The 17,230-nt window shown below is 59.6% G+C and carries 18 protein-coding genes; 6 read left to right on the top strand and 12 right to left on the bottom strand.

The genetic code is table 11. The features are described 5' to 3' along the window. Window positions 1–4 precede the first annotated feature (4 nt). The gene (gene hisF, locus ACIOWE_RS24235) at window positions 5–775 is read left to right on the top strand and encodes an imidazole glycerol phosphate synthase subunit HisF (protein ID WP_007909211.1); all 771 of its coding nucleotides are present in this window, start codon (window positions 5–7) and stop codon (window positions 773–775) included. A 73-nt stretch (window positions 776–848) separates the two neighbouring features. Beyond that, a complete protein-coding gene (locus tag ACIOWE_RS24230; RefSeq protein ID WP_401396716.1) occupies window positions 849–1,604 on the top strand; it encodes a substrate-binding periplasmic protein in 756 nt (251 codons plus the stop codon). Here the strand turns inward: ACIOWE_RS24230 and ACIOWE_RS24225 are convergent. The 5 genes from ACIOWE_RS24225 to gpmI all read right to left on the bottom strand — a co-directional run bounded on the left by ACIOWE_RS24225 (window position 1,585) and on the right by gpmI (window position 8,270). Further along, window positions 1,585–2,958, bottom strand: a complete 1,374-nt coding sequence (locus ACIOWE_RS24225) for a Vps62-related protein (RefSeq protein WP_401396713.1) — start codon at window positions 2,956–2,958, stop codon at window positions 1,585–1,587. The genes ACIOWE_RS24230 and ACIOWE_RS24225 overlap by 20 nt on opposite strands. A gap of 115 nt (window positions 2,959–3,073) precedes the next feature. After that, window positions 3,074–3,850 carry a divergent polysaccharide deacetylase family protein gene (locus tag ACIOWE_RS24220; RefSeq protein WP_401396710.1) on the bottom strand — a complete coding sequence of 259 codons (777 nt, stop codon included), beginning with the start codon at window positions 3,848–3,850 and terminating at the stop codon, window positions 3,074–3,076. A 2-nt stretch (window positions 3,851–3,852) separates the two neighbouring features. Further along, window positions 3,853–5,172 carry a S41 family peptidase gene (locus ACIOWE_RS24215; RefSeq protein ID WP_201235939.1) on the bottom strand — a complete coding sequence of 440 codons (1,320 nt, stop codon included), beginning with the start codon at window positions 5,170–5,172 and terminating at the stop codon, window positions 3,853–3,855. Window positions 5,173–5,203: 31 nt separating this feature from the next. Beyond that, window positions 5,204–6,490, bottom strand: a complete 1,287-nt coding sequence (locus tag ACIOWE_RS24210; RefSeq protein ID WP_401396707.1) for a murein hydrolase activator EnvC family protein — start codon at window positions 6,488–6,490, stop codon at window positions 5,204–5,206. A gap of 253 nt (window positions 6,491–6,743) precedes the next feature. Continuing rightward, a complete protein-coding gene (gpmI, locus tag ACIOWE_RS24205) occupies window positions 6,744–8,270 on the bottom strand; it encodes a 2,3-bisphosphoglycerate-independent phosphoglycerate mutase (RefSeq protein WP_401396704.1) in 1,527 nt (508 codons plus the stop codon). Between the two features lie 153 nt (window positions 8,271–8,423). Between gpmI and ACIOWE_RS24200 the strand changes: the two genes are divergently transcribed. From ACIOWE_RS24200 to secB, 3 genes are read left to right on the top strand one after another with little or no spacing between them, the layout of a single operon-like run. Continuing rightward, entirely contained in the window at window positions 8,424–8,837 is a 414-nt protein-coding gene (locus ACIOWE_RS24200; protein ID WP_201235936.1) for a rhodanese-like domain-containing protein, read from the top strand. A gap of 1 nt (window position 8,838) precedes the next feature. Further along, window positions 8,839–9,093 (top strand): glutaredoxin 3, encoded by a 255-nt coding sequence (gene grxC, locus ACIOWE_RS24195; RefSeq protein WP_401396701.1) that lies wholly within the window; start codon window positions 8,839–8,841, stop codon window positions 9,091–9,093. A 57-nt stretch (window positions 9,094–9,150) separates the two neighbouring features. Next, a complete protein-coding gene (gene secB, locus ACIOWE_RS24190; protein WP_095190086.1) occupies window positions 9,151–9,636 on the top strand; it encodes a protein-export chaperone SecB in 486 nt (161 codons plus the stop codon). Window positions 9,637–9,759: 123 nt separating this feature from the next. Here secB and ACIOWE_RS24185 read toward each other — a convergent pair whose 3' ends face one another. Continuing rightward, on the bottom strand, window positions 9,760–10,215 hold the full coding sequence (locus tag ACIOWE_RS24185; RefSeq protein ID WP_041071426.1) for a tRNA (cytidine(34)-2'-O)-methyltransferase: 456 nt from the start codon (window positions 10,213–10,215) through the stop codon (window positions 9,760–9,762). Here ACIOWE_RS24185 and ACIOWE_RS24180 point away from each other — a divergent pair. Beyond that, window positions 10,214–10,654 (top strand): hypothetical protein, encoded by a 441-nt coding sequence (locus ACIOWE_RS24180; RefSeq protein WP_401396698.1) that lies wholly within the window; start codon window positions 10,214–10,216, stop codon window positions 10,652–10,654. The genes ACIOWE_RS24185 and ACIOWE_RS24180 overlap by 2 nt on opposite strands. Before the next feature lie 523 nt (window positions 10,655–11,177). Here ACIOWE_RS24180 and ntrC read toward each other — a convergent pair. From ntrC to glnA, 6 genes are all read right to left on the bottom strand, one after another. Beyond that, window positions 11,178–12,614: a nitrogen regulation protein NR(I) gene (gene ntrC, locus ACIOWE_RS24175; RefSeq protein WP_007909238.1), complete on the bottom strand. Its 1,437-nt coding sequence runs from the start codon at window positions 12,612–12,614 to the stop codon at window positions 11,178–11,180. After that, window positions 12,611–13,696: a nitrogen regulation protein NR(II) gene (gene glnL, locus ACIOWE_RS24170; protein WP_201235934.1), complete on the bottom strand. Its 1,086-nt coding sequence runs from the start codon at window positions 13,694–13,696 to the stop codon at window positions 12,611–12,613. The genes ntrC and glnL overlap by 4 nt, the downstream gene beginning before the upstream one ends. Window positions 13,697–13,927: 231 nt before the next feature. Further along, window positions 13,928–14,545, bottom strand: a complete 618-nt coding sequence (locus tag ACIOWE_RS24165) for a DUF4124 domain-containing protein (RefSeq protein ID WP_401396695.1) — start codon at window positions 14,543–14,545, stop codon at window positions 13,928–13,930. After that, on the bottom strand, window positions 14,542–15,051 hold the full coding sequence (locus tag ACIOWE_RS24160; RefSeq protein ID WP_401396693.1) for a DUF4124 domain-containing protein: 510 nt from the start codon (window positions 15,049–15,051) through the stop codon (window positions 14,542–14,544). Before ACIOWE_RS24160 ends, ACIOWE_RS24165 begins: the two co-directional genes overlap by 4 nt. A gap of 89 nt (window positions 15,052–15,140) precedes the next feature. Further along, a complete protein-coding gene (locus tag ACIOWE_RS24155; protein WP_401396690.1) occupies window positions 15,141–15,767 on the bottom strand; it encodes a hypothetical protein in 627 nt (208 codons plus the stop codon). A 169-nt stretch (window positions 15,768–15,936) separates the two neighbouring features. Continuing rightward, window positions 15,937–17,230: type I glutamate--ammonia ligase (glnA, locus tag ACIOWE_RS24150; RefSeq protein ID WP_401396687.1), on the bottom strand; the 1,294-nt coding region annotated here is incomplete at its 5' end.

Below are 17,230 nucleotides of genomic sequence, written 5' to 3'. Positions count from 1 at the left end.
GACCATGGCGCTGGCCAAACGCATCATCCCTTGCCTGGACGTGGACAACGGCCGGGTCGTCAAAGGTGTGAAATTCGAAAACATCCGCGACGCCGGTGACCCGGTGGAAATCGCCCGTCGCTACGACGAGCAGGGTGCCGACGAGATTACCTTTCTCGACATCACCGCCAGTGTCGATGGTCGCGACACCACGCTGCATACCGTCGAGCGCATGGCCAGCCAGGTGTTCATCCCGCTGACTGTCGGTGGTGGTGTGCGCACCGTGCAGGACATCCGCAATCTGCTCAATGCCGGTGCGGACAAGGTTTCGATCAACACCGCCGCGGTGTTCAATCCGGAATTCGTCGGCGAAGCGGCGCAGCATTTCGGCTCGCAATGCATCGTCGTCGCCATCGACGCGAAGAAGGTTTCCGGCCCGGGCGAAACTCCGCGCTGGGAGATCTTCACCCACGGTGGGCGCAAGCCGACCGGCCTCGATGCGGTCGAGTGGGCGAAGAAAATGGAAGGCCTCGGTGCCGGCGAAATCCTGCTAACCAGCATGGATCAGGACGGCATGAAGAACGGTTTCGATCTCGGCGTGACCCGCGCCATCAGCGATGCGCTGGGCATTCCGGTGATCGCGTCCGGCGGTGTCGGCAATCTGCAGCATCTGGCTGACGGCATTCTCGAAGGCCACGCCAGCGCAGTGTTGGCGGCGAGTATTTTCCACTTCGGCGAATACACCGTGCAGGAAGCCAAGGCTTACATGGCCAAACGCGGCATCGTGATGCGCTAAACGATACAGGCCAGTGGACAGCATGGCGTACCCAAGGCACTCTTGGGCACGCCATGGATTTCGGTAGCCCGACATGATCAAACGCCTGCTTCTTGTTCTCGCCAGTGCCTGTGTGTTGCTGCTCAATACTGCCCGCGCCGAAAACAGTCCTGACACCGATCTGGTGCTCCTCACCGAAAACTTCCCGCCGTACAACATGGCGAAGAATGGCAAGAATTTCGCCCAGGGCGAGAACATCAACGGCATTGCCACTGACATTGTGCGCGAGATGTTCCAGCGCGCCGGCATCACCTATAGCCTGACCCTGCGTTTTCCTTGGGAGCGCGTCTACAAACTGGCTCTGGAAAACCCCGGTTACGGTGCATTCGTCATGGCGCGACTGCCAGACCGCGAAAAGCTCTTCAAGTGGGTCGGCCCGATCGGCCCCGACGACTGGATCATGTTGGCCAAGGCTGACAGCAAGATCACCCTCGAAACCCTCAATGACGCGCGCAAGTACCGGATCGGTGCCTACAAGGGCGATGCAATTGCCGAGACACTGACCAAGCAGGGCTTGAAGCCAGTGGTCGTGCTGCGTGATCAGGACAACGCGAAGAAACTGGTCAACGGTCAGATTGATCTGTGGGCTACCGGTGATCCTGCCGGGCGTTATCTGGCGCGGCAGGATGGTGTAACCGGACTCAAGACCGTGCTGCGTTTCAACAGCGCCGAGCTGTATCTGGCGCTGAACAAGGACGTCTCCGACGACGTCGTCGCCAAGCTCCAGGCTGCGCTTGATCAACTGCGCAAAGAAGGCGTGGTTGACGACATCATGGCAAGGTATCTGTAGCGTCAGACAGGTCTTGCTCCTGCAATGGGGCGCTGATCTCGTTGTTCGCCGGCGGGGTATCGATGTTCGCTTGCACTGCTGGTTCCGACGCAGGAACGACAATAACCTCAGGCTCCGTCGGCGTGTACTGGCTGATGTGCAAGCTGTTGGAGTCGGTGTAACTGACGTCGTCGTTAACGTGTGTGCCATCCGCACGCAGCAGTGAGTAATCACTCTGTATCAAATAGACCGCCATCGAACTGTTTCTGGCCATGACGGCGGCGATCTCGATGGGCGCCGGATTAAGCCACTCGTTCGACTGAATTTCGCACTGGGTAAAAGCATTGTTCAGCCGCGCCGAAAACAGGAACGGTTGACGCTCGTTGCTTTGCCATTGCGCGCCGAACTCGATCGAGGTGAGCTGAGTGAAGGTGCGCAGGTTTTCCGATCGCTGGGCGCGGGGTGCCGTCCAGCGAATCGGTCTGGCGTCATCCTGGCCGTTCTTGCAATGGCCGACGAGCTGATAGTGATCCGTGCGTTGCAGAAGATAGAAAGGTGACTCTCGCAGTTGCTCGCGTCTGGAAAGCTGTGGGTCCTTCACTGCGAACCATGGAAGCCTAGCGGTCTGTGTGGGGTGTTCAGGTACCTGCGCACAGGGGGGTATTTCACTGTCGAGAACGGGCAAGGTGGGTGCAGGATTGACCTCGAGCGAAATCCGAATGCGCAGCGAATAGCCGAACAAGTTGTCGGGTTTGGAATAACCGCTACAGCCGACAAAGGTGCCGGGCACCAAGTAAATCTCATCTGCTAATGCCGATGGCGGAATGGCGCTCCAGGTGCTGATGCTTTTTCGAGCGCCGCTGCTCCTGTCATTCCATGTCTGTTCACTGAGACCAGAAGCGATAACAAGGTCGGCACGGACACAGCGGACGGCGTTGAAGGAAGGTTTTTCATGGCCGTCGGAACATACCGATCCCAGTGCCACGTAACCTTCGGGAGGAACGGGGCGCCAGATCGCGCCGTCCTTTTTCGATCCCGATCCGGTGTCCTCCCAGATCAGTTCATAGTCGACAGGCCGGCGTAATGCTTTGCCTATGGCAGGATCTGCGCTGGGTGTATCAGCCTCGCAAACCACCGCCACTATATGCCTGCCAGTGATGTTGTCGTGGTTATCAATGAGCACGTCGCCCAATGGAAAATAGCCGGGAAGCACATCGGCGGCCGGGGTCGGACGCCAGATCGCGGCCTTTTTTGCCCGTGAACCGTGGGTGTCCCAGATGCGGAGAAACTCCGTCGTGAAGTTGATCAGCAGGTTGTCGTGGCGGATGGGCTCCATTTGCCCGGCTGGCACAGCGGTTTCGTCATGCGTAGTCATAGTCACTCCTGATAGTTGAAAGGCGACTCAGGGAGTCGCGACCTTTTGCAGGTCTCACTATCCGGATGTGGGCCAGGTCTCTGGCGGTAACTATGTATTGCGTGGTGACAGCGTGTTACCGATACACGCCGTCTTTGCCATGACCGGCCATGGCGCGATTGCTGCGCACGCTGATCATTTGCTTGATGTCGATCCACTCGATGCCCTGGGCCTTGAGCTTGGGCAGTTCGCGCTCCAGCACGGCGAGGGTCTGCGGGTACGGATGGCCGATCATCACCGCCGAACCTTGTTTGTGTGCAAGGCTGATCGCCGTTTGCAATTGCGTGAAGATTGCCGCCTCGGTGCGCTCGTCATCGAGAAATACATCCCGCGAGACACTCGCCAGATCGATCTTCTGCGCCTGTTGCGCCGCCACGGTTTGGGCACTGGTGCGGCTGTCGACGAAGAACTTGTGGCGGCGCTGCAATTCAGCCATCAACCACGCCATCGCCACCGGTTGCGCAGTCATGCGGCTGCCCATGTGGTTATTGATGCCGGCGGTGTAGGGGACCATTTTGAACGCGGCGTCGAGGCGTTTTTCGAGTTCTTCGATGGGCAGTTCAGGATGCCACGCATACGGCCCGGTGGCCGGGTCCATGGGCATGTGCAGGATCACGATCTTCCCGGCGCGATGGGCCTCGCGGGCGAATTCGGTGGCGTGCGGGGTGTCGGGCATGATCGCCGTGGTCACCGGGCCGGGCAGGGCCAGCACGCGGCGATCCCGGGGCAGGTTTTGCCCCAGGTCATCGATGATCAGTGTCAGGTAGGCTTTGTGTGGTGTTGATGTGGCGGGCTCTGCGTGAGCAGCACCCGCCAGACAGCACAACAGAACGAAGACGAAACGCAGAGACATCCTCAACGGCCGGACGTAATGCTCAGCCCTTTGAGCAGGCTCAGGGCCTGGGCCAATTGGTAATCGTCGTCCTGCGGCATCGGTTTGGCCTTGGCGCCGGAACCGGTCGGTTTGTCGGCGCCGCCGTTGCCATTGCCCAGGTGACCTTGCAGGTCGGCTTCCTTGAAGTAGTCGCCGTCCGCTTCGTTGGTGATCTTCGCCTTGCGCACCTCGATGTCCGGGACGATGCCTTGGGCCTGAATCGAACGGCCATTCGGCGTGAAGTACAACGCAGTAGTGATCTTCAGTGCGCGGTCGTTGTTCAGCGGCAGCACGGTTTGTACCGAGCCCTTGCCGAAACTGGTGGTGCCCATGACCACGGCGCGTTTCTGATCCTGCAGGGCGCCGGCAACGATTTCCGATGCCGAGGCGCTGCCACCGTTGATCAGCACGACCATCGGTACCGCTTCGCTTTCGTCCTTGCCGGTGGCGGAGAAGCGCAGTTCGGAGTTGGCGATCCGGCCCTTGGTGTAGACGATCAGGCCTTTGGTGATGAAGTGATCGACCACTTCCACCGCTGCCTGCAGCACTCCGCCCGGGTTGTTGCGCAGATCGAGGATGACGCCGTTGAGTTTCTTGCCGTTGTCCTTGCGCAGCTTGGCCAGGGCTTTGGAAACTTCTTCGCCGGTCTTGACCTGGAACTGGGTGATGCGGATGTAGCCGTAGCCCGACTCCAGCAATTGCGCCTTGACGCTCTTCACTTGAATCACGGCGCGGGCCAGGGTCACGTCGAATGGCGTGCCGCCGTCGCGCACCAGGGTCAGGGTGATTTTCTGGCCGATCTTGCCGCGCATCTTGTCCACGGCTTCGGTCATGGTCTGGCCGCGCGTCGGCGCGCCGTTGATCTTGACGATGAAGTCACCGGCCTGAATGCCAGCCTTCGACGCAGGCGTGTCGTCGATTGGCGAGACGACCTTGATGAAGCCGTCTTCGGAGCCGACTTCGATGCCCAGGCCGCCGAATTCGCCGCTGGTGCTTTCCTGCAACTCGGTGAAATCTTCCGGACCCAGGTAAGCGGAGTGCGGATCAAGGTTGCTGAGCATGCCCTTGATCGCGTTTTCCAGCAGGGTCTTGTCGTCCACCGGCTCGACATACGCGGCTTTGATCCGGTCCATGACCTCGGCAAAGGTGCGCAACTCTTCCAGCGGCAACGGTGCCTTGGAGGTCGCAGCAGTGCCTGCTGGAGCGACAGCCGGAGCCGGTTGTGCGGCGAACGCCAGAGGCGCGCCGATCACCAGGGCGATCGTCAGGGCCAGCGAGGTAAGGCGGGACAAATGCAGCATGTCGAACGAACTCCTTAATTAGGCGGTGCGCTTATCCTTGCGCACGACACCATTGCGCCGGATCACTCGGGTGACCCTGCTGACGAATTGCGAAATACAGCGCTGGCGTGTCCTGACCGCCACTGTTACCGACAGTGGAGATGGACTCACCGGCTTTTACCACGTCACCGGCCGACTTGAGCAGCGTCTGGTTGTGACCGTAAAGACTCAGAAAACCGTTGCCGTGATCGAGAATCACCAATAGCCCGGCACCGCGCAACCAGTCGGCGAACACCACGCGCCCGCCGTGCACGGCATGCACCTGGCTGCCGGCGGAGGCGCTGATCATCACGCCGTCCCACTTGGTCCGGGCGTCGTCACCACGGGTTTCACCGAAACGTGCCAATAGTCGACCATCAACCGGCCAAGGAAGTTTTCCCCGGGTTGCGGCAAAAGGGCCGCCGAAGGTCTCGCCGCTGCTGGAAACCAGTGCGCCGGGTGTTGATCTGGCGGGTTTTCGTGGGGCGTCGCTGTTTTCAGCTTCGGCCTCACGTAAACGCTTTTTTTCCGCTTCCTGCTGGGCGATCAGCGCTTTCTGCCGCGCTTCTTCTGCCTCACGAGCCTGGCGGGCCAGGGTTTCTTCAACGGTTTTAAGGACTTTAGACAGGTCTGCCTGATCCTGCTCGCGAGTGGCGAGTTTCTGGTCGCGGGCCTTCACGTCGTCGTTGAGCTTGGCGAGAACTTGCTGGCGTTCCTTGCGAACCTTGTCGAGCTCTTCGCGCTGGGTATCAAGGCTGCTTTTCTGCACCAGCAATTGCGCCTGCTGCAAGCCGATGTCTTTTTCGACATTGGCCAGTTGGCGCAGGGTTTCGTTGAAATTCTTCAACTGCTCCAGGCGCGCCTGGCTCAGGTAGTCGTAATAGGTGAGGGTGCGGGCGAATTTCTCGGGATTCTGCTGGTTGAGCAGCAGTTTGAGGTATTCCTGGCGGCCGTTCTGGTAGGCGGCGCGGGCCTGGATGGCGATCAGTCGCTGCTGTTCAGTGCGCGCGCTCTGGAGTTTTTTTTTCTCCGCATCGAGCCGCTGCAACTCGGATTCGCTTTTCTGCAGTTCTTTCTGCAGGGCATCGACCTGCTTCTGCAGTTTGCCCATCTCGGTTTCTGTGCCCTTGAGCTCTTTCTGCACGCCGGACTTTTCTTCCTGGAGCTTGCCCAGCAGTTTCTTCAGCTCGGCAATGTCCTGACGCGTGGCATCCAGCTGCTGTTGGGTTTGCGCGCGCTCGTCAGCAAAGGCCGGTTGGAGCAGGCAGGTCAGAGCGATGGCAATCAGGACGCGAAGCATAGGGGCGGGCGGCACCAGGGTAAGGGACGGCCTAGTATGCCCGCCCGACGCTGCAAAAAAAACGCCCAATTGGGCTTGTGTGATAACTGGAGCAAGCAATAGGCCCTATTCCATTTCGAAAACACCATAAACACTGTGGGAGCTGGCTTGCCAGCGATGGCGTCTGCACATTCAACATAGCTGTTGGCTGTCAGATTGCTATCGCTGGCAAGCCAGCTCCCACAGGTTTTTGCAGTGTTTCAGCCGGTGCGGGTTACACCAGAATCGAGGTACCCGTCATTTCCGCCGGTTTTTCCAGGCCCAGCAGCTTGAGCATGGTCGGCGCGACGTCTGCCAGCACGCCGCCTTCACGGACCTTGAGGTCACGCTTGCCGACATAAATGAACGGCACCGGCTCGGTGGTGTGCGCGGTGTGCGCTTGCCCGGTGGACTCGTCCGCCATTTGCTCGACGTTGCCGTGGTCGGCAGTGATCAGCGCTTCGCCGCCAACCTTTTCCAGAGCCTCGACGATGCGGCCAACACAGGTGTCCAGGCATTCAACGGCTTTTACCGCCGCGTCGAACACGCCGCTGTGGCCGACCATATCGCCGTTGGCGTAGTTGACCACGATGACGTCGTAGCGCTGATTTTCGATGGCCTCGACGATACGGTCGGTGACCTCCGGCGCGCTCATTTCCGGCTGCAAGTCGTACGTGGCGACTTTTGGCGACGGAATCAGGATGCGCTCTTCACCCGGGAACGGCTCTTCACGGCCGCCGGAGAAGAAGAAGGTCACGTGGGCGTATTTCTCGGTTTCGGCGATGCGCAGTTGGGTCTTGCCGTTCTTCGCCAGATAGTCGCCGAGGACGTTCTCCAGGCTGCCCGGGGCGAAAGCTGCGGGGGCCGGGATGCTCGCAGCGTATTGGGTCAGGCCGACGTACTGCACTTTCGGCTGGCGTGCGCGCTCGAATTCCTTGAAGCCGTCCTCGACAAATACTCGGCTCAGTTCGCGTGCGCGGTCGGCGCGGAAGTTCATGAACACCACGGCATCGCCGTCTTCGACTTTGACGGGCTCGCCGATGCTGGTGGCTTTGACGAATTCGTCGCTCTCGCCACGGGCATAGGCTGCTTCCAGACCTTCCTGCGCAGTGGCGGCGTTGAATTCGCCGTTACCGTCAACGATCAGGTTGTAGGCTTGGGCCACGCGATCCCAGCGGTTGTCACGGTCCATGGCGAAGTAGCGGCCGATGATGCTGGCGATGCGGCCTTTGCCGAGTGCCTGGAACGTCGCGTCGAGCAATTCGATCGACGACGCGGCGCTTTTCGGCGGCGTGTCGCGGCCGTCGAGGAAGGCATGCAGATAGATTTTTTCGGCGCCGCGCTTGAAGGCCAGTTCGGCCATGGCGATCAGATGATCCTGGTGGCTGTGTACGCCGCCATCCGACAGCAGGCCCATGAAGTGCACGGCTTTGCCGGCGGCCACGGCTTTATCCACTGCGGCGCAGATGGTCGGGTTCTCGAAGAACTCGCCGTCGCGGATCGCTTTGGTCACGCGGGTGAAGTCCTGATACACCACACGACCGGCGCCGAGGTTCATGTGGCCGACCTCGGAGTTGCCCATCTGGCCGTCCGGCAGGCCGACGTCCATGCCGCTCCCCGAGATCAAACCGTTCGGCACGGTGGCCGACAGGCGATCCAGCACAGGCTTCTTCGCCGCAAAAACGGCGTTGGACTCGGGGCTGTCGCTGTGACCGAAGCCGTCGAGAATGATCAGGACCAAAGGTTTAGGCGTGGTAGTCATGGAATCCACTCGTGGCTAATAAAGAAGAGGGCGATGGAAAAGGGAGTTGGAGTTTAAAGCGAAGTTCCGACGGCGTCACCGCCGGACGGGGTTTGGCCCACCATAGTGGCTGTGTATACTGGCCGACATTTTAATGCCCTGGAACCTCCTTCGATGGTTGCTCACCTGATTGAATTTGCCACTAACCACTACATTCTTGTCGGTATCTTCGTCGTACTGCTGGCTCTGCTGCTGGCGCACACGATGCAGGGCGGCGGTAAAAGCCTGAGCACCGGTGAGCTGACCGCTCTGGTCAACAAAGATGCTGGCGTGGTGGTGGACATCCGTCCGGCCAAGGATTTCGCTGCCGGCCACATCGTTGGCGCCGTGAACATTCCACAGGACAAACTGGCTGCGCGCATCGCCGAGCTGGAAAAACACAAGGCCAAGACCATCATTCTGGTCGACGCTTTGGGCCAGACCGCCGGCACCCACGCCCGCGAGCTGATGAAATCCGGCTTCACCGCCGCCAAGCTGTCCGGCGGGATTTCCAGCTGGAAAGGCGACAACCTGCCGTTGGTGAAGTGATATGAGCGAAGTCATCGTCTACTCCAGCGATTACTGCCCTTACTGCTCCCGAGCCAAATACCTGCTCGAGAACAAAGGCGTGGCCTTCAAAGAGATCAAGGTCGATGGCAAGCCGCAGGTGCGCGCCGAAATGACCCAGAAGGCCGGACGCACCTCCGTGCCGCAGATCTGGATCGGCGGCGAGCACATCGGCGGTTGTGACGATTTGTATGCCCTGGAGCGCGCCGGCAAGCTCGACGCGCTGCTCAAGGCCTGAACGGCTGCACCCACGTACAGCAATCCCTAAAAGACCCAAGATCAGAAAGGATCTGAGATGACTGACCAACAGAACACTGCAGCCAGCGAAGAAGAAACCGCACCGCAATTCTCCTTGCAGCGCATCTACGTACGCGACTTGTCCTTCGAAGCCCCGAAAAGCCCGGCGATCTTTCGCCAGCAGTGGGATCCGAGCGTCGGTCTGGATCTGAACACTCGCCAGAAAGAGCTCGAAGGCGATTTCTTTGAAGTCGTGCTGACCCTCTCCGTAACCGTGAAAAACGGTGACGAAGTGGCCTTCATCGCTGAAGTGCAACAGGCCGGTATCTTCCTGATCAAGAACCTTGACCCAGCGTCGATGAGCCACACTCTGGGTGCATTCTGCCCGAACATCCTGTTCCCGTACGCTCGCGAAACCCTGGACAGCCTGGTCACCCGTGGTTCGTTCCCGGCGCTGATGCTGGCCCCGGTGAACTTCGACGCCCTGTACGCGCAAGAGCTGCAGCGCATGCAGGAAAGTGGCGAGACCCCGACCGTTCAATAAGACGGTTTAGCAACACCCTATGTGGGAGCGAGCCTGCTCGCGATAGCGGTCTGTCAGACACATCAAAGTTGACTGACACTCCGTAATCGCGAGCAGGCTCGCTCCCACATTTGTTTTGCGCTGTTACTTGAAGTCGTTCTGGCGCCAGGCTTCGTACACGGCGACTGCCACGGTGTTGGACAGGTTCAGGCTGCGGCAGCCTTCGCGCATCGGCAGACGCAGGCGCTGTTCGGCCGGCAGGGCGTCCAGCACTTCTGGCGGCAGGCCACGGCTTTCCGGACCAAAGATGAACGCATCACCCGGCACGAACGCGGCATCGTGAAACGGCCGCGAACCCTTGGTGGTGAACGCGAACAGCCGTGGGTGGCCCAGGCTTTCCAGGCAACTGGCGAGGTCGGCGTGGCGTTGTAGCGTGGCATATTCGTGGTAGTCGAGACCGGCGCGGCGCAGGCGCTTGTCGTCCATCTCGAAACCCAGCGGTTCGATCAAATGCAGGTGGCAGCCACTGTTGGCGCACAGCCTGATAACGTTGCCGGTATTCGGCGGAATTTCTGGTTGAAAAAGGATGACGTGAAACATGCACGGCTCCGAAGGTAAAGATGAGCGGCATTCTACGCCGCCTGTGGACAACCGTTCGAAACTATTCCCGCGTGTGATCGGTTCGCTGGCGATTGTCGGCGTGATGATCGGTTTGATGATCGGCCGTCTGACCACGCCGGATCCGACTGTGTTGCAGCAGGTCGAGGTTACGGATCAGGGGCTGGTGGTGTGGTTCAACAATGAACCGAAGCTGCACGGCGAAATCATCGATGGCACCGTGGCGTTGTTGTTCCAGGCCGAAGGCAAGGCGCAGAAAGGCCAGCTCAGGCTCAACGGCAAGGACGTCAACTGGCGTACGCGATTGAGTGATGGTGGGTTGTTGCTGACGGTGCTGGCGGCGCGGCCGCTGCAGGGTGACTGGGCCGCCAGTGAGGTCGATGACCGCTGGCGGCTGGAGATTCATCTCCGTGAGCAATAAAAGCGGGAATCCCTGACCTGCCTGTATCAGGGTTCCCAAAACGGGATGGACTTCGCTTTGCAGCGTCGGTCCGGTGTAAAGAGGGAACCCCCGGCCTGCCTGTACCAAGGATCCCAAAAGGGTGGGCGCAACGCGCTGCGTTGTGCGCCCCGGTGTAAAGAGGGGAATCCCCGGCCTGCCTGTACCAAGGTCCCCGAAACGGGTGGTGAATCGAATCACCTGTAGGAGTTATTGCAGGGGGCGTGCCAGTTTTTAATCTGATGAAACAAAAAAGTCGTTCAGAAACGGGAAAGCCCCGTATTTCGGGGCTTTCGTGTATTTGGAAGGTTTGTTTTTCAGTGTTTTTGGAAGCGAATATGGGAACCCGACTGTGCTCAATCACGGGTCATCGTGCATTGATGCGGTGCACGCTGACCCTAAACGCTTCGCGAGCAGGCTCGCTCCCACAGTGGGAATGCAATCCCCTGTGGGAGCGAGCCTGCTCGCGAATAGATGTCACTGTCTGCGAAGACTCAAAGGGTGATTAACCCTCATCCCCCTCATCATCATCCCCGCCATCAACCTTCATCCCCAGTTCCTTGATCTTGCGCGTCAGGGTATTACGCCCCCAACCCAGCAAAACCGCAGCATCCCGGCGACGGCCAGCGGTATGTTTCAGCGCCGTCTCGATCATGATCCGCTCAAACGCCGGTACCGCGCTGTCGAGCAGGCTCGACTGGCCGCGTGCCAACGCCTGATCGGCCCACTGGCGCAGCGCTTGCTCCCAGTTGGTCACCGGCGCCGAGTCCTGCGGCAGGTTGAGCAACTCCGGCGGTAGGTCGCTGATATGCACCTCGCGCCCGGATGCCATCACGGTGATCCAGCGGCAGGTGTTCTCCAACTGGCGCACGTTGCCGCCCCACGGCAGGTTCTTCAGGTATTCCTCGGTCTCGCTTTTCAGCAGTTTTGGCTCGACCGCCAGTTCCTGCGCGGCGCGGCTGAGGAAGTGCTTGGCCAGGGTCGGGATGTCTTCGCGACGGTCCGACAGACGCGGGATGTGGATGCGGATCACGTTGAGGCGATGGAACAAGTCCTCACGGAATTTCCCGGCATGCACCAGGGTTTCCAGATTCTGGTGTGTCGCGGCAATGATCCGCACATCGACCTTGACCGGCACATGGCCGCCGACACGGTAGAACTCGCCGTCGGCCAATACGCGCAGCAGGCGCGTCTGAGTGTCGGCCGGCATGTCGCCGATTTCATCGAGGAACAGCGTGCCGCCATCGGCCTGCTCAAAGCGTCCGCGACGCAAATTGGCGGCGCCGGTGAACGCGCCTTTCTCGTGGCCGAACAGCTCGGATTCCATCAAATCCTTGGGGATTGCCGCCATGTTCAGCGCGATGAACGGCGAGGCCGCACGCGGGCTGTGGCGGTGCAGGGCGTGGGCGACCAGTTCTTTACCAGTGCCGGATTCGCCGTTGATCAGCACGGTGATATTGGAGTGACTCAAGCGGCCGATGGCGCGAAACACTTCCTGCATCGCCGGCGCTTCGCCGATGATTTCCGGTGTGCGGGTCAGCGCGGGTACGACTTCCAGGCCTTGCTGCTCTTGCGCGTGCTGATTGGCACGTTTGACCAGCGACACCGCCTCATCCACGTCGAATGGCTTTGGCAGGTACTCGAATGCGCCACCCTGATAGGAGGCGACAGCGCTGTCCAGATCGGAGTGAGCGGTCATGATGATGACCGGCAACCGTGGGTGCTGCTCACGGATTCGCGCCAACAGGTCCAGACCGCTGGCACCTGGCATGCGGATATCGGAAATGATCACATCCGGTTGCTGGCGGGCCAGACGACTCATCACGCCATCGGCGCTGTCGAAGCTCTGCGTGGTCATGCCTTCCTGCTGCAAGGCCTTTTCCAGAACCCAACGGATAGAACGGTCGTCATCGACGATCCACACGGTTTCACTACGGCTCATGTCGATGTGGCTCCTTGTTCCAGTGGCAGAAAGATCGAGAACGTGGTGTGGCCGGGGTGGCTGTCACACTCGATCAGGCCCTGGTGCTGGCTGATGATGTTCTGGGTAATGGCCAGGCCGAGCCCGGTACCGTCCGGGCGTCCGCTGACCATGGGAAAGAAAATGGTTTCCTGGAGTTCCGCAGGAATGCCCGGGCCGTTGTCGATGATCTCGATCTTGGTCACCAGGCGATGACGGACGTGCCCGATGGTGAACTGGCGCATGGTGCGGGAGCGCAGGCTGATGCGGCCCAGGCGCAACTCGTTCTGGCTGCTGATCGCCTGCATCGCGTTACGCACGATGTTCAACACGGCCTGAATCATTTGTTCGCGGTCGATCAATACGTCGGGAATGCTCGGGTCGTAGTCGCGCACCAGGGTGATGCAGCCCTGACTTTCCGCTTCGACCAGTTGGCAGACGCGCTCGAGCACTTCGTGAACGTTGCACATGGCCAGCGACGGCAACTTGTTCGAGCCGAGCATGCGGTCGACCAGATTGCGCAGGCGGTCAGCCTCTTCAATGATCACGTTGGTGTAGTCGCGCAGGCTGTCTTCCGGTAGCTCCCGGGCCAGCAGTTGCGCGGCGCCACGAATACCGCCGAGCGGGTTCTTGATCTCATGGGCGAGGCCGCGCACCAGCATCTTGCTGGTTTCCTGCTTGGACAGTTGCGCCTCTTCCTTGGTGATCCGCAGCAGGCGGTCACGCGGGTGGACTTCCAGCAAAAGCAGGGTCGCGCCGTTGCTGAGGATTGGCGTCACCGCGTAATCCACCGTCAGGGTCTGGCCGGTGAGGGCCGTGAGCATCGCTTCGCGCTTGGTGAACGGGTGCGCCTGTTCCACCGCTTGACGCAAGGAATTGAGCGCCTCGGTGGACTCGGTGAACAGCTCGCTGATGAACTGCCCATGGCTGCGCTGCCCGCTGATGGCCAGCAGCATCTCCGCCGCCGGGTTCATGTACTCAAGGCGCAATTCGGCATCGAGCAAAATGGTGGCGGTGGTCAGGTTGTCGAGCAGCAAACGTGGGATTGCGTCGCTAATGGTCATCAGAGCCTCTTTTGGGGGCGGAGCGTGCGCAAGTAACAAGCGTCGGTATCGGGAAAATGCAAAAACCAAACCAAGGCTCCGAAAAGAAGCGTTCAACCCCTGAAACGGGCGTTTGACGCTCGTTTGCGTGGCAGTCGGCCAGCCTTCACGGGTACTTTCGAACCAAAATGGGTTGCAATGTGGGTACGGTGCAGCCTATTGCACCAATATAGTGCGCAAAGCTGAATGGCGTTAGAAGAAACGCAAGAAGGGGTTTTTCGGTTCTAGCGGTTTGTCTTTCAACGGACATTCCGGACGCACGCCGTAGTCCTCGGTGACGCAGGGTTTGACCTGGCGTTTCTGCGCCAGCGAGATGCGCAGCATGTGAAAGGGCTGGTTGGCGGTGCGTTCGACTATTCGGCCCTGTGCATCAAGAATCTCGATTGAAAGGCTGTGGCTGCCACGGTCGATATTGCTCAGAGGGAATACAGGACTGAGTCCAGGCTCGCCAGTGGCCTGACCGTCCAGTAACAGGCGATAGCGATGTCCCGCTTGCAAGCCAGGCTCGCTGGTGACGCTGACAATCAACTCGCCGGCGCTGCTGCGAATGGTCGCATCGGGCTCGGGCACCAGAACGCGCAGCATGTCGTAATGAAACAGCGGTTGTTCCGGGGATTTCTTTGCGGTGGTGAGCGGCCGGGCAGCAGTTGGATTGGCCGGCATGCGATTACTGGTCGCCAGCGGCACCCGTTTGGCGTTGCCGCGTGGCTGGTCGGTGTAGATGCGGTTGCCTTGGGCATCGATGTAGGTGAAGACCTCTGCTGAAACGGGCAGGGCCAGCAGGCACAGGATCAGCCAGACACCTCTCATGGCTTGTGCACCCGCTGCACGGTAAAGACCACCGGCGGACTCTGCTGGATGATCGCCTCGCCATCGATGACCTGCACGGCGAGACGATGCTCGCCACGGTCGACATTCACCAATTGCAGTATCGGCACGTTGCTCGGCTGGCCGTAGGTTTCATCGTCCAGCACCAGTCTTAACTGATGCGGCGCTTGCAGGCGCGGCTTGATCAGCACGTTGACCGTGAAGGTGCCGTTGTTGGCGCGCAGGGCTTCTTCGGTGGGCAGGCCGGTGAGCTCCAGCACTTCATAGGCATTGCGCGCAGGCGCCGGGCTGGTCGTGTCCGAGGACGGCGCCCTCGGCGCCTGAGGCTGAACGCTGTTAAGCGGGGGCAACTCCATTGGCTGCGGCTGGACCCCATCCGGGGCATGATCGCTGTAGACCGTGTTGCCGCTGGCGTCGTTGTACTTGTAGATCTGTGCGCTGGCGGGCAGGGCGATCAGTAGCAGAATGAATAGAGCACAGCGATCCATGAAGTCGACCGGAAGCGAGGGTGTCGGGTAGCAGCATAGGTCAGGGAGGCGGTTGTTGTGAAATTGCCGTCCTCAATCATTTGCATGATTCAGTTATCAATCGATCGGGATGCTTTCAGGCACGGTCCGATCACTTTGCGTAATCCGCTGTCATCATCCGGCAAGACAAACTCGGCGGTCAGCGGGCCATCATTCTCAATGGTTGAGGGCAGCGTTAGCGTTACACGTTGACCATGGGCGGACTCGGTGAGCCAGTAACGCATCTCCGGTATATCTGCAGCCGCACCAAACCCGAATATCCAGTCATCTTCCTGACCGCTTATTCCAGAGATCCAGCCAGAGACCCGGTAGCTGACTGGTTCGCGATGGCCGGTGATCATGCGCAGCGGCCCGCTTTTCGAGGCATCAGGGCCTTCATAGTCATTGGTATTGAAGTCGAGTCTGTGCGCCGGGACTTCCAGTGCAAAGGGTATGCGAGTACGCGTGGGAGAATCAAAAACGCAGCCGATTTCCAGACGTGCTTCGCCGGATTTACTGTTGTAGTACGTTTTTCCACCCAGAGCGGCTGTCAGGACCTCGCTATGTTCGTAGGGTTTTTCTACCTGCCAGACCTTGGTCTGATGATGATGAGGGGCGCTATCGGCTGCTGCCCAGCCAGTAGTGAGTACCGTAAAGAGCAGGGAGAGAAAATAAAGAGAGGCATGGCCGAATTTCATCACTTACGCCTTCTGAAAGGAGGCGGGACAGTAAATGAAGTTTTTTGGATAGGCTCATTGAGTCTGTTTCAAGAAGATGCGATCGCTCTGCTTTAACCGCGTTACCCATAAAAAAGGCCTCCCGAAGGAGGCCTCTTTTTGTCACGCCGCGTGCCGCAGCGCTACCGGATCAGCAGCTGTAGTACAGCTCATATTCCAGTGGGTGTACGAAGGTGCGGACTTTGATTTCTTCTTCGGATTTCAGCGCGATGTAAGCGTCGATGAAGTCGTCGGAGAACACGCCTCCCTTGGTCTGGATAGCACGGCCCTTGTCCAGCTCTTCCAGGGCTTCTTTCAGGCTGCCGCAAACTTGTGGGATCTCTTTCGCCTCTTCAGGCGGCAGGTCGTACAGGTTTTTGTCAGCGGCATCGCCTGGGTGGATCTTGTTCTGGATACCGTCCAGGCCGGCCATCAGCAGAGCTGCGAAAGCCAGGTACGGGTTGGCAGCCGGATCCGGGAAACGTGCTTCGATACGACGGCCGCGTGGGCTGTTGACGTAAGGAATACGGATCGAGGCGGAACGGTTGCGAGCCGAGTAGGCCAGCATTACCGGAGCTTCGAAGCCTGGCACCAGACGCTTGTAGGAGTTGGTGGCCGGGTTGGTGAAGCCGTTCAGTGCTTTACCGTGCTTGATGATGCCGCCGATGAAGTACAGAGCGGTTTCGGACAGGCCGGCATAACCTTCGCCAGCGAAGGTGTTCTTGCCATCTTTGGCGATGGACATGTGTACGTGCATACCCGAACCGTTGTCACCGTACAGTGGCTTCGGCATGAAGGTAGCGGTGCGGCCGTAGGCATCGGCAACGTTGTGGACAACGTATTTCAGAGTCTGAACTTCGTCAGCTTTCTTCACCAGGGTGTTGAACTTGACACCGATTTCGTTCTGACCGGCAGTCGCCACTTCGTGGTGGTGAACTTCAACGGTCTGGCCCATTTCTTCCAGTGCGTTGCACATGGCAGTACGGATTTCGTGGTCGTGGTCGAACGGCGGAACCGGGAAGTAGCCACCTTTGACGCCTGGACGGTGGCCTTTGTTGCCGCCTTCGATGTCCTGGTCGGACATCCACGAACCTTGTTCGGAGTAGATCTTGAACATCGAGCCGGAGATGTCCGACTTGAACTTCACTTCGTCGAAGATGAAGAATTCTGGCTCTGGACCGGCGAAGACAGTGTCACCGATACCGGTGGTCTTCAGGTATTCCTCGGCGCGGTGGGCGATGGCGCGCGGGTCACGATCGTAACCTTGCATGGTCGACGGTTCGATGATGTCGCAGACCAGGATCAGGGTCGCGTCTTCGGTGAACGGGTCGAGGACGGCAGTTTCGTCGTCCGGCAGCAGGATCATGTCGGAGGCTTCGATGCCTTTCCAGCCAGCGATGGAGGAACCGTCGAACATCTTGCCGACTTCGAAGAAGTCGTCTTCC

Source organism: Pseudomonas sp. NPDC087598, from assembly GCF_044743525.1.
Classification (GTDB): Bacteria; Pseudomonadota; Gammaproteobacteria; order Pseudomonadales; family Pseudomonadaceae; genus Aquipseudomonas.
This window is presented reverse-complemented; position numbering and strand designations above follow the sequence as displayed.